Genomic DNA, 12,182 nt, shown 5'->3' with positions numbered 1-12,182 from the left:
TTTCTAAGGCTTGGGTGCAGTGTCGGCGGGGGAGGCTGCAACCGGGGTGAGCGGCGCGGGGATGCCGAGTTTCGCTGCGTCCGCTGGGTTGATGATGTGGTTGTCTCTCCAGTCGCGATGGATCGCTTCAAGCTGATCGATGCGCGAGATCCATAGCTGAACGGTGTAGTCATAGCGTTCGAGCACCGGGCGGAGATTGGCAGGGCGATAGCTCGACAGCCATTGCTGTTGATACATGTCGCGCAGCTGCGAGTAGCCGTAGGTCAGGTCCTGCATGCGTCCGTTGACGCTGCTGAGTTCGGAGAGCAGCCAGTTCACGCCGGGCTTCGCCTTCTTCCAGTGATCGGAGGCCGCCGTGGCTTGCGCCTGGGCAAAGTCGTTGATCATCTCGTCCGAAAGCTGATAGACGAGGCCAAGGAAGTCGATGCGCCGCGCGGCGAAGTCGATGGCGTTCAACGCGTCCTGCTCACGAAGGCTGGGGTTTGCGGCACGGGCTTGCGCCAGAAGCGCGAGAGCGCGCTCAGCGTGCAGGCGAACCGGTGCGGCGATGGGGCGCATGGCCGCGGCGAACTGCTGACCGTGGCGTGACCAGGGATCGATCCAGAACAGACCGTCCGTGCCCTCGGAGTCGCTGATGACCTTGGCGTCATGGAAGATCTGCATCGCAGCGTTTAGCTCATCCTGCGCCTGGTTGACGTAGCCGGTTGCATCGCCGTGGAAGACTACGCCATAGTCCTGTTGGAACTGCGGGATAGAGCTTTCACCCTGTTGCCATGCGGCGGCGGCTCCGAAGAGAATGCCGTACCAGTTCGCGTTTGCGAGTGACTCACCGGTGTCATTCCAAAGCGTGTTGAGTTGGCCTTCCGCGCCCATCTTTTGGCCATCGCGTGTGAAGCCCTGAATGTCGAGCAGTGCCTGCTGCTGATTCGGCCACATCTGGCGGTAGTTGTTGATCGATGGCGCGACCCAGAAGGGAATGCCGCTATCGGCGAAGGGGCGAAGGTAGTTGTCGAAGCTGGGCTTCGGTGAGTAGCCCCACGCCACGGCGATGACGCTGCTTTTGAAGCTCTGCGGCAGGGCCTTCAGCAGGGGTTGCGTACGCTGGTTGCCGACGATATCGCCCCAGAAGAGAATCTTGCGATTCAGCGGCTTCAGATCGGCAACGATGCGCTGCATGAAGTCGAGATAGACCGGGGCGAGACCACGCTGGTCGACATCAGGCCGCGTGCGACCGTAGCCGAGTTCGAACGTCTCATCGCCGCCGATGTGCAGGAACGGGCCAGGGTACATCCGGGCAAGGTCCTTGAACATGCCATCGATCATCTGCATGGACTGCGGTTGCCCCGGGGCGAGCACTGCGCCGTGGGGCGTTTCGGCGGCGTTGGCGTACTGCTCCCATGTGAGCATGTGGCGCAGATGGCCGAAAGCTTCCTGTTCAGGGATAACGGTGACATGATACTGCCTGGCGTAGGCGACGAGTTCGGTGGCCTCAGCGGGCGTAAGGCTCGCGCCAGGGATCGCCGAGAGAGGCATCGACGGGTACGCCTGCGTGGACTCAAAGTACGGTGAGTAGACGTTGTCCTTGTACGCTGCGAGCGTTCGGATAAGCTTTTTCTGAAACTCGAAGGTGTCGACAGGGCCGCGCGAAAGATCATCATGCAGACCGCGGTACTTCATCGCAGGCCAGTCGCGGATGTCCGCCGCGTGGAGCACGACAATGCCGTTTGTGGACTCTGAAAAGAGCTGTTTGGCGGTTTGGGCTGCATAGAAGACACCAGAAGCGGTCGCACCGGTGAGCGTTAACGTGCCCGGAGCGTAGGCGATGGTGTAGCCTTCGGGCTTCATCGCTTCGGTGAACCGGGTGTCGGGGTGCTGCGTAAGGCGTTGCAGAACGATGCGGAGGCCGTTGCCGTTGGGGACGTGGCGTTCGTTCAGGGTTTCTCGCAGATTACTGGCGGCAAACTGGTCGTCGGCGTCGCAGGCTTCGCAGACCACGGTGGCTCCGCGGATAGGGATGTCGCCTTTTGCTGAGATTGTTCGGGGCTGCGGAATCAGGTGAAGCTGGGCCGTGGCGTGCCAGGAAGCGAACGCAAAAACGGTGGCGTAAAGGGCCGTGCGGCGAGAAACCAACATGCAAACACGGTACACGACGCACGCTGTGCGAACGGTTGGAAAAATGCTGAGGGGCATTAGGGAATCTGGCTGGGTGCCGAACCGATCACCCAGCCGTTCAGACAGTCAGATTCTGTGCTGTTTTCCGCACAGTTTTAGATCGGCGAGGCGCCGTCGACGATGGTGACACCGGCGGGTGGAGTAAAGCTGAAATCCGCGTCCTTGGTAGGAACGTTTTCGCGCATGTTCGCGAAGGTGAAGTCCGTGGACGCACCGTCGGTCTCCTCCATCCGCATGGCAAGGATGGTGCCATTGGCGTCGACGGTGAGAGCGATCGAGCGCAGGCGGTTGGCCATGCCCTTTGGTGTGCCGCTCAGGGTGAAGTGCCCAGCGGAGACAGGGGTGAGCGTCAGGTGATCGAGTTCCTTCGAAAGCTCCGTGTGGCCGAGCAGAAAGCGCAGGGGTGAGTGCAGGTCGTCGAGCTTTTTTACGGGGATACGGTCGGCCTGGGAGTCTCCGGGGGTCCAGGAGACGGCAAATTTGCCGTCGAGGACGAAGACTTTGCCGCGTGGCGAGTCATAGCTCCAGCGCATGCGTCCGGGTTTGCGGAGCAACAGCGTTCCAGTCTCGGTGCGGTCAAGGCCGAGGCCGCGGTAACGCTCGGTATAGCGGGTTTCGAGCGAACGCAGATGGTTATAGTGCGCGTCGACCTTGTGGGCGAGGTCCTGCGCGGAGGGCGTCTGCGCGGTAGCGGTGAGGGCAGACGCCGTGAAGAGGAGGGCAGCGGGAAGTTGGCGGAAGAGCATGTGTGCCTCGGTCGGGAGCAAGCAAAAGGCCGCTCGAGTGGAGCGGCCTTGAGGGTGCGTTCAGACGGTTACTGCAGCAGTTCTGTGCAGTTGGTGCCGCCCTTGGGGTCGTAGTGAATCTGCGCGTTCTCGTCGGTGCAGAAGCCACGGTCGCCGGAGTGGCCAACGGAGTTGGGCACGGCGGTGATCTGGTAGCTGTTGTACTGGTCCTGATTGTTGATGGTGGTCTTCGCGCAGTTCGAAATGGTGAAGGTGTAGCCAGCCTTGGAGCCCGAAGCAAGATCGTCCGGAATAAGCTGCGCCGCTTCCGGAGAGGGCGTGGTGCCGGTTTTGCCGCCAAGCGTAGTCAGCGAGCAGGAGAAGCCGTGCGTCGGGTAGGTCGAGTTGTACTGACCTTCCATCTGGTTCAGCGTACGCAGGCTGTTGATCGCCGAAGTTTCGTTGGCGCGCTTGATCGTCTTCTGCATGGCCGGGACGGCCAGGGTCATCAGAATAAGGATGACCGACATCACGATCAGGAGTTCGATCAGGGTGAAACCGGCTTCATTTGCGTGGCGCAGCGTGCGCTTGGATACGGAGGTCATAGGTTCCTTCACTGTTCGGATACTCGGAAAGTGCAACGATATGCAGTATAGACGGTGGCGGAGGGCTGGTGTCAGCAGGAGAGTGGAGAAGATTTTCAAATCCGGTGCGTAAGGTTTCGCATCCCGGAGCCTGTCGTGGCACTCTAATAAAGAGTGAAAAGTTTGACTTCCAGTTTCCTGGCGACGGGCGTCGCCTGCTGTCTTGTGGCCGTCCCGGCGGCTGTGCGCGCACAGCAAACGGCAGATCCATTGCCGGTGGCTCCTTCGTCGGTTCTGAAGGAGCAGGTGCAGAAAGAAACAGAGCTGAGCAAGACCGCAGGCTCCGGCGCAACGTTTCTTGCGGCATCCACGACTGCTGGCCCGCATGACACGCAGGTAGAGCTTGGCTCCGGCGAGAAACGGCCGCTTTCGCTCGACGATGCGATTGCCTTTGGCCTCGAGCGCAACCATCGCCTGAAGTATGACGCGGCGAACAAGCGCGAAGTGCAGGGTTTGCAGTCGACGGTACTGTCGGCGATCATCCCGAATCTGACGCTGCAGGCTTCGAGCAGCGCGCAGCAGATCAACCTTGCGGCGATGGGTTTCAGCAACTCTCTGCTTGGTGATTTCAGCAGCACGCTGGGGCTCGATCTGACCGGTTTTTCGACGATCGTTCGCGTAAATGTGACACAGGCGCAGATTGGCGCCAGTCAACAGCTATTCAACCTGCCCGATCTGGAGCTGTACAAAGCTGCGAAAAGCGAGTTTCAGGTGGTGGACCTGAACTACCTGAACAGCCGCGGCGAACTGGTGACCGCTGTAGGTACGGCGTACCTGGAGGCGATCGCAGACGGGGCAAACCTGAAGAACGCGCAGGCGCAGGAAGTATCCGCCAAGCGAACATTTGACGACGCCTCGGCACGCAGGCAGGCGGGCGTCGGCACGAACCTCGACGCGCTGCGGGCACAGGTGACGTACCAGCAGCATCAGCAGCAGACGGTTGCGGCTGCGACCCAGGTGTCCAAGGACATCATCCAGTTGAACCGCATCATGGGCGTTCCGGCCGAGCAGACCTGGGAACTGACAGATAATGCTCCGTTTGCCGAGTTTGTGGACATGGATATGAACCTGGCCATGGCGACGGCGATGGCGCACCGCAAAGATTTCCTGAGCCTTGAGGCCCAGGTGGACGTGATGACCCGCGAGTACCGTGCGGTGAAGTATCAGCGTCTGCCGACACTGGCGTTCACAGGCTTTTATGGCGTTATCGGCGAGACCACCGGGATGTATCACGGTGTGTTCAACGCACAGGCCAGCGTTCGCGTGCCGGTCTTCCGCGAAGCCGCGCAGCGTGGTGAGCAGCAGCAGATTCAAGGCCAATTGATGGCTCTGAAGCAGCGTGAAGCCAGCCTGCGTACGGACATGGAGTCGCAGATTCGTTCGGCGATGCTGGATGAGCAGGCCGCCCATGAGCTAGTGAAGGTGGCTCAGGACAAGGTGGAGCTTGCCCAGCAGGAACTGTCCGACGAGCGTGATCGCTTCAAGGCCGGCGTGGATGACAATCTGCCCGTGATCGACGCCGAGGCCAGCGTAACGCAAGCCCAGGCGGAGATGGTGCAGGCGCTCTACAAGTACAACGTTGCGAAGCTGCAGTTGGCCCGCTCGACGGGTGTGGTGGAAACTCGCTACCGCACCTACCTTGGTACAGGCCACTAAGAGCTCGGGCTGTGCGCTGCACAGCCCGAGCTTCTCGCGTAGCATCGAAACCATCAGGGAGCCGGAAACGGTTGGCTGATGGTTTTTTGCTTATGTCGAAGAGTTGCCGAGTCTGGCTGACAGTTTGGGCGTTGATGAGCGCGGGGATGCTGCCCGCGCAGGTGCTGGCTCGTCCCGGCTGGGCGGGGTCAGGCGTGTCGGCCGAGTCGTGGTGGCGGCGAGCGGTCTTCTACCGGATTCAGCCGAAGTTGTTTCAGGACTCCGACGGCGATGGCGTGGGGGATGTGCAGGGTATCGAGCAGCGCCTGGGATACGTGCAGCAGCTTGGCGTGGACGCGATCGTTCTAACGCCGCCGTTCAACGAAGATGAGTTCAGCGAACTGGCGCGGAAGGCTGCGGATTTTCATCTGCGTGTGCTTGCCGAGATGGATAAGCCGGATGTGGCGGTTGCGAGAAATTGGTTGAACCAGGGTGCTGGTGGTCTCGTGGTGGACTCTGACCGTGACGCCGTGGCGCTGGCAGCCGTGCGGCGCGTGGTGGCGTCGTTTCCCGGCGATCGTGTGTTGATCGTCAATAGCCGCACTGCCATGCCGACGAGTGGCAGTGCGCAGCTGCAGCGTTCGGCAGAGTTTGGAAATGCTCCCGGAGACGCTCGCAGTTGGCACGCGAAGCTTGAGGGGGCAATTACGAACTCAGATCCGACGGAAAATCTGCCGTTGCTGGTGATCTCGGGCAGTGCGCCTTTGCATGGGACGCTGGAGGCGCAGGCGATTGAAGATCGTGCGCTGGCGACGATGACGTTGGGTTCGCGAGCTGCGGTGATGTTCGACGCGGGACGCGAGCTGGGGCTGCGCTCGCCGGACGGAACGTCCGTGGCGGTGCAGTGGACGCCGTTGAATGTGACGAGTGAAAAGGCTGCTCCTGTAGCCGTCACGAAGCCTCAGCCCAAAGCGGAGGTGTACGGAGCGTTCACGCCGTATATTCCGCCGCCGAAGCTTTCCATGTCTGCTCCTATAGCGCCCGTGGTAGTGGAGTCGGCGAACGCTTTACCTTCGGATTTGAATACGTTGCCGGGGTTTACGGCGGCGGAGGTAAAAGTGAGCGCGGCGGTGAATGGCGGCGCTGCGAACGCGGCGAGTGAGGATGAAGAATCATCGTCACTGCTGAACTTCTATCGACACCTGATTGCTATGCACCACGGCAACTGGTCGATCCGTAACGGATCACAGGCGATGCTGAACCATGACGCGCAGAACGCACTGGTGTGGGTGCGGCGCGCTCCATCAGGGACGCGAACGACAGCTTCTGTGGTCTTTGCCATCAATGCGACGGACCAGCCGGTGCAGTTGGACCTGGGACATGACTTTGACGCCCTGCACATGCGCGGAGGAACGCTGCGGCCGCTGCTGACGGCTTCTGCGACAGAGATGCTGTCTTCCTCGGGCAATCTGCTGCCGGTGGAGACAACAGACCATGTGGTATTGCCGTCGCGAACGTTGTTCGTCGGTGAGCTCTATCACGATGGGTCGCTCCCTTCGGCAATGCACACAAGACGTTCACGCAGGAAGCACTAGGCCGTTCTGCATTAGCGATCACCAATCCGTCTTCGAGACGCAGCATAGGCCCACCTTGAGTGGGCCTATGCTGTTTGGGATCGGTAGCTGTCGTTAGCAGGCGAGGTCGGCACGCTCGAACTTCAGCTTGCCCAGATTGCCGAGCAAAGTAAGCGCGAAGCGGTCGGAGACGAAGAGCTCGCGTGCGAGGCGTTGGACCTCTTCCGAGGTGACGCGGTCGACTTCAGCGATGATCTCTTCCGCGGCGAAGAAGCGGCCGTAGTACATCTGCTGGCGGGCCAGGTTCGACATGCGCGAAGATGACGATTCGAGGCCAAGAACCATGTTCGATTTGATCTGGTCTTTAGCCCGCTTGAGCTCGTCGTCGCTGACGATCTCGTCCTTCAGGCGTGTGAACTCGGCCAGCGTGAGGGCAAGCACCTCGCGGGTCTTGTCCACGGCGCAACCGGCATAGACCGAGAGCGAACCGGTATCACGGAAGGGGCTGAGCTCCGAGTAAATCGAGTAGGCAAGCCCACGGTCTTCGCGGATGGATTGGAAGAGGCGCGAGCTCATGCCGCCGCCGAGGATCGAGTTCAGCAGGAACGCCGCGTAGCGGTCCGGATGCGCGACCGGGAACGAAGGCATAGCGAGGCAGAACTGCACCTGCTCAAGCGACTTCTTGTTCCGCAGTGTGATATGCGGCTGCGTGGCCGGTGCGGTGTGCTGCGCGAGCTTGGCGGCAGAGCTCGCGCTCAGGCTTGAGAACGCCTGCTCAACTTGAGCGACGAAGGCGTCGTGTTCAATATTGCCGGCTGCTGTGAAGAGCATGTTCGGCGGAGAGAAGCGCTTGGCGTACTCTTCGAGAACGATCGCCTGGTTGAAGCTGGAGACGGTCTCTGCGGTGCCGAGGATGGGGCGTCCTAGAGCGTCGCCGGGCCAGAACTTCTGCGTGAAAAGCTCGTGGACCAGATAGTCGGGGTTGTCCTCGTCCATCTTGATCTCTTCGAGAATGACGCCTTGCTCCTTCGCGATATCTTCGGGAGCGAACGTCGGATGGAGCACGAGATCGGTCAGCAGATCGAGCGCTGCAGGCACGTTCTCATCGAGCGTCTTGATGTTGAAGCAGACGGTCTCTTTGCCGGTGAAGGCGTCGAGGTTGCCGCCAATGGCATCGATTTCGCGAGCGAACTGCTGTGCCGAACGCGTGGTCGTGCCCTTGAAGACCATATGCTCAAGGAAGTGGGAGATGCCATTGGTTTTTTCGTCTTCGTCGCGCGATCCTGTATCGATCCACACGCCCATGGACACGGAGCGCAGATGATTCATGCGTTCGGTGAGGACCATCAGCCCATTGGGCAGGGTAGTGGTGCGGATGTCGCGAAGCTGCGTGGAGGAAGGCTGAAGAGGGGTGGCTGTATCTGCCACCGGAACGGAAACCGGCATAAACTCTATTGTTTCACGGGGAGGCCCGTATGAAAAAGCAGGTTCAGCGCTTTCGTGCACGACTGGAAAAAGGCGACCCCGCGCTGGGGTGGACGGTGGTGCGGATTCCGTTTGTCCCGGCGGAGGTTTGGCCGGAGCGGGTGCGAGGACGCGTGCAGGGATCGATTGCCGGATTGTCGTTCCGAAGCTCTCTGCTGCCGGATGCTGCCCTTGGCGCACAGGTGATTCTGGTCAACAAGGCGATGCAGAAGGGCGCGGGCGTAACGCTTGGAGATGAGGTCGAAGTCCTGCTCGAGCCCGATCTGGCAGAGCGTCCGGCTGAGTTGCCGGATGCTTTAGATTCATTGCTAAACGAAGCTGAAGGGCTACGGGCTTTCTATGAGAGCTTGAGCGAGTCGGCGCGGCGCGAGATTGCAAAGTGGATCGACGGCGTAAAGAGCGAAGCTTCGCGGCAGAAGCGTTCGGTGCAGATGGCGGAGCGCCTGCTGAGCACAATGGAAGCGGAGCTGGAGCTGCCACCTGCAATCATGCGAGTCTTCAAACAGAGGCCAAAAGCAGCGATGGGGTGGTCCAAGCTGACGCTGACGCAGCGCCGCAATGAGCTGATGGGCGTCTTCTACTACCAGGGCGCGGAAGCCCGGGAGAAGCGTATTCAGCGGCTGTGCGACGTCGCCGAGAAGAAGGCTTAGCGGTCGGCGAGGAAGTGCTGGAAGGGCGTCGGGGACTCAGGGTGCTTGCCGTCCGGATACAGATGCGCGCAGCTCCACTGCCACAGGCTGTCGATGACGGGCTTCAGGGCGCGGCCTTTTTCGGTCAGCACATACTCGTTGTAGGCGCTGCCATCTGAGGCGGGCTGCTGAATGAAAATGTCAGCCGCAACCAGTTTGCGCAGACGCATCGTGAGAATATTGCGGGCAACTCCGAGCGAGCGTTCGAACTCACAGAAGCGCGAAGCGCCGCGCAGAGCATCGCGCACGAGGAGCAGTGACCACCAGTCGCCGATCTCGTCGAGTGAGCGGGCAACAGGGCAGGTGGCGTCAGCGAGTGATTTTCTTTGCATCGAAGGCGGCCCTCCCGGCGTCTAGTTGCATTATAGGACTAGATGTCTGTCTGGCTTGGCTGGTTGCATGATGCAACATGATTGTGAGGAAGTGTGAAGAGAGTCGTGAATCCATGGGTAGTCGCCCTGACGGTCACCATTGCAACGTTCATGGAGCTGCTGGACACGTCGATTGCGAACGTCTCGCTGCCGTATATTGCGGGCGGGTTGGGGCGGTCGTTCGACGAGGTGACGTGGATTCTCACGACGTATCTGGTCGCGAACGCGGTGGTGCTGCCGATGTCGGCATGGCTATCGCGCGTCTTCGGGCGAAAGAACTACTACATGGCGTGTGTCGCGTTGTTTACGCTTACGTCGTTGCTGTGCGGCGTCGCTCCCACGTTGAGCTTCATGTTGATGGCGCGCGTCTTACAGGGCGTGGGTGGCGGTGGGCTTGCGCCGGTGGAGCAGGCGATTCTGGTGGATACCTTTCCTCCAGCGAAGCGGGCGTCGGCGTTCGCGCTTTACACCGTCGCGATTGTCACCGCGCCGGCGATTGGGCCGGTGCTTGGTGGGTGGATCACCGATAATTTCAACTGGCGCTGGGTGTTTTTGATCAATATCCCGATCGGTATTGCGTCGTTGCTGCTGACGAATCGCTTCGTCGAAGACCCACCGGAGTTTGCCGAGGAGCGGAAGACGGTTCGTGGCGCGGACGGTAAGTTGCATGTGGACGGCATCGGGATCGCGCTGATCGGGCTGGGCTCGGCGGCGCTGGAGGTGTTGCTGGATCGTGGCCAAATCGATGATTGGTTCGGCTCGGTCTTTATCCGCTGGATGTTTGTCGTGGCAATCGGCTGCCTTGTTACAGCGGTCTTCTGGGAGTTGCGGCAGAAGGATCCGGTGATTGATTTCCGTCTGCTGAAGATCAGGAACTTCGCAATTTCGAACGTCTTCTACTTCGTCTTTGGCCTTGGCCTCTTTGCTTCGACGACGATGATTCCGCAGATTCTGCAGTCTCTGTATGGGTATCGCGCGATCGATGCCGGTCTGGTGCTTGGGCCGGGAGCGTTTGTGATCACGCTGTTGGCGCCGGTGGGGGCGGTGCTTGTGCAGCGCGGGATCGTGCATCCGAGAGTACTGCTTTTTGGCGCGTTGATGGTGGTGGGAATCTCGTTCCTGCACTACAGCCACTTCAATCTGCAGACGGATTACAGCCACTACGCTCTGGCGCGTGGTCTGCAGGGACTGGGCTATGCGTTCTTCTTCGTGCCGTTGACGGTGGTGACGTACTCGCAGTTGAAGCCGGATCAGAACAACAAGGCGTCGTCGCTGACGAACTTCTTCCGCAACTGGGGAGGAAGCTTCGGCATTGCACTGGTCACGACGATGAGCGAGAGGCGGCAGAACTTCCACCAGGCGCGTGTGAGCGCACAACTGGCACCAACCTCTGCAGCGCTGCAGCAAACGGTGCAGCAAACGGCGGCGTATCTACGCGTGCATGGGTTCTCTGCGGCGGACTCGATGGCTGCGGCGACGGCGCGAGTGTATGCGCAGATGGAGGCACAGACGCGTATGCTGGCGTTCATGGACTGCTTCCACGTCCTGGGTGTGCTGACCCTGTGCGTGGCTCCGCTGGTGTGGGCGACGAAGACCTTCCGGGCTGGTGGAAAGGCTCCGGAAGCCCACTGACAAAAAGCTGCGGCGGTCTGCAATATTCCTCTGTCTGATGCGTTTACACAGGTAAAGGCAGGAAAGGAGGGCGATGGCGGCAGCGGAACAGCAGTGGACGATTGCACAGCAGGACGAGATGCTCGCTATCGCGCTCGAGCGCGACGGACAGCGCCTGCGTAACTTCATCCGGAAGCAGGTAGCGGATACGGGTGAGGCGGAAGACATCCTTCAGGATGTCTTCTACGAGCTGCTGCAGACCTACCGGATGATGAAGCCTGTGGAGCAGGTAACGGCGTGGATGTTCCGCGTGGCCCGTAACCGGGTGATCGATCTGTTCCGCCGCAAGAAGAAGACGGCCTCTCTGAGCGAGCCTGTAGGCGACGAAAATGGGCTCGCGCTGGAAGAGTTACTGCCTTCGCCTCAGGACGGCCCCGACGCGCTGTATGCACGGGGCGTGCTGACGGAGGCGATTGAAGAAGCGTTGGCGGAGCTTCCGCCCGAGCAGCGTGCGGTGTTTGTCGCCCATGAGCTTGAGGGCGAAAGCTTCAGAGAGATGGCCGCACGTACCGGAATCAATCAAAACACGCTGCTGGCACGGAAGCGATACGCCGTGCTGCACCTCCGCAAGCGTTTGCGGCAGATGCGAGAAACGTTCGGGCGAGAGGGAGAAGAGCAATGAAGAAGTGCTTGAAGGTGATGAAGATGCTGGTGATCGTCGCCGTTGCGGTGACGGTGTTCGGCTACGTCACCATGCGGCTTTGGAACTGGCTGATGCCGACAATCTTCGGCTGGAAGATGATCACGTTTGCCCAGGCGATTGGCCTGCTGCTGCTGAGCAAAATTCTCTTCGGCGGATTCCACAAGCATGGGCCGAAGCCCGGTGGCGGTTTCCGCGAACGTCGCGAATGGAAGCGTCGGATGAAGAACCGCTGGGTAGGCATGACGCCGGAAGAACGCGAGCGTTTTCGGATGGCGATGAAGGACAAGTGGGGCAGCGGATGCGGTCCGGACTGGATGCGCGGACGTGCTCCGTGGGAGCAGGACGTGAGTCCCGAACAAAAGGAGCCACGCGGATGATGCAGGAGTGGACGATGAATCTGGTAATGGGGTCGGAAGTAAAAACGGGCTCAAACGTTGTGTCCTGGTGGAACCATCTGAACGTCGAGCCGAAGCCCGAGTCTGTTGTCGCGATGGAATCCATGAGTCTGAATGAGCTGCTGTATGCAGCACTGGCTACACCGGAGACGGTGTAGCCAGTGGCTTTTGCGGCGTA

12 protein-coding genes are annotated in these 12,182 nt (G+C 60.4%); 7 read left to right on the top strand and 5 right to left on the bottom strand.

Features of this window, described 5'->3' with window-relative positions:
* Nucleotides 1-3: 3 nt before the first annotated feature.
* From PW792_09005 to PW792_08995, 3 genes are all read right to left on the bottom strand, one after another.
* Entirely contained in the window at nucleotides 4-2,133 is a 2,130-nt protein-coding gene (locus PW792_09005; GenBank protein MDE1162069.1) for a family 20 glycosylhydrolase, read from the bottom strand.
* Between the two features lie 134 nt (nucleotides 2,134-2,267).
* A complete protein-coding gene (locus PW792_09000; GenBank protein ID MDE1162068.1) occupies nucleotides 2,268-2,918 on the bottom strand; it encodes an outer membrane lipoprotein carrier protein LolA in 651 nt (216 codons plus the stop codon).
* Between the two features lie 68 nt (nucleotides 2,919-2,986).
* The gene (locus tag PW792_08995) at nucleotides 2,987-3,502 is read right to left on the bottom strand and encodes a type II secretion system protein (GenBank protein ID MDE1162067.1); all 516 of its coding nucleotides are present in this window, start codon (nucleotides 3,500-3,502) and stop codon (nucleotides 2,987-2,989) included.
* A 162-nt stretch (nucleotides 3,503-3,664) separates the two neighbouring features.
* On the opposite strand from PW792_08995, the gene PW792_08990 reads away from it, so the two are divergent.
* Both PW792_08990 and PW792_08985 read left to right on the top strand, forming a co-directional pair.
* Nucleotides 3,665-5,197 (top strand): TolC family protein, encoded by a 1,533-nt coding sequence (locus tag PW792_08990; protein ID MDE1162066.1) that lies wholly within the window; start codon nucleotides 3,665-3,667, stop codon nucleotides 5,195-5,197.
* A gap of 92 nt (nucleotides 5,198-5,289) precedes the next feature.
* Nucleotides 5,290-6,771 carry an alpha-amylase family glycosyl hydrolase gene (locus PW792_08985; protein MDE1162065.1) on the top strand — a complete coding sequence of 494 codons (1,482 nt, stop codon included), beginning with the start codon at nucleotides 5,290-5,292 and terminating at the stop codon, nucleotides 6,769-6,771.
* A 93-nt stretch (nucleotides 6,772-6,864) separates the two neighbouring features.
* Here the strand turns inward: PW792_08985 and PW792_08980 are convergent, their stop codons facing one another.
* Complete coding sequence (locus PW792_08980) at nucleotides 6,865-8,196, bottom strand: pitrilysin family protein (protein MDE1162064.1); 1,332 nt, start codon at nucleotides 8,194-8,196, stop codon at nucleotides 6,865-6,867.
* A gap of 29 nt (nucleotides 8,197-8,225) precedes the next feature.
* Between PW792_08980 and PW792_08975 the strand changes: the two genes are divergently transcribed.
* Nucleotides 8,226-8,885, top strand: a complete 660-nt coding sequence (locus PW792_08975; protein ID MDE1162063.1) for a YdeI/OmpD-associated family protein — start codon at nucleotides 8,226-8,228, stop codon at nucleotides 8,883-8,885.
* On the opposite strand, the gene PW792_08970 is transcribed toward PW792_08975, so the two are convergent.
* Complete coding sequence (locus PW792_08970; GenBank protein MDE1162062.1) at nucleotides 8,882-9,256, bottom strand: helix-turn-helix domain-containing protein; 375 nt, start codon at nucleotides 9,254-9,256, stop codon at nucleotides 8,882-8,884. The genes PW792_08975 and PW792_08970 overlap by 4 nt on opposite strands.
* 105 nt (nucleotides 9,257-9,361) lie before the next feature.
* On the opposite strand from PW792_08970, the gene PW792_08965 reads away from it, so the two are divergent.
* From PW792_08965 to PW792_08950, 4 genes are all read left to right on the top strand, one after another.
* Nucleotides 9,362-10,927 carry a DHA2 family efflux MFS transporter permease subunit gene (locus PW792_08965; GenBank protein ID MDE1162061.1) on the top strand — a complete coding sequence of 522 codons (1,566 nt, stop codon included), beginning with the start codon at nucleotides 9,362-9,364 and terminating at the stop codon, nucleotides 10,925-10,927.
* Nucleotides 10,928-11,000: 73 nt separating this feature from the next.
* Nucleotides 11,001-11,588 (top strand): sigma-70 family RNA polymerase sigma factor, encoded by a 588-nt coding sequence (locus tag PW792_08960; GenBank protein MDE1162060.1) that lies wholly within the window; start codon nucleotides 11,001-11,003, stop codon nucleotides 11,586-11,588.
* A complete protein-coding gene (locus PW792_08955; GenBank protein ID MDE1162059.1) occupies nucleotides 11,585-11,986 on the top strand; it encodes a hypothetical protein in 402 nt (133 codons plus the stop codon). The genes PW792_08960 and PW792_08955 overlap by 4 nt, the downstream gene beginning before the upstream one ends.
* Complete coding sequence (locus PW792_08950; protein MDE1162058.1) at nucleotides 11,983-12,162, top strand: hypothetical protein; 180 nt, start codon at nucleotides 11,983-11,985, stop codon at nucleotides 12,160-12,162. The genes PW792_08955 and PW792_08950 overlap by 4 nt, the downstream gene beginning before the upstream one ends.
* Nucleotides 12,163-12,182 lie beyond the last annotated feature (20 nt).

The sequence above is a fragment of the Acidobacteriaceae bacterium genome (assembly GCA_028283655.1).
In the GTDB taxonomy this organism is placed as follows: Bacteria; Acidobacteriota; Terriglobia; order Terriglobales; family Acidobacteriaceae; genus Granulicella.
Note: the sequence above shows the minus strand (reverse complement) of the source record. Positions and strands in the feature narration are given on the sequence as shown.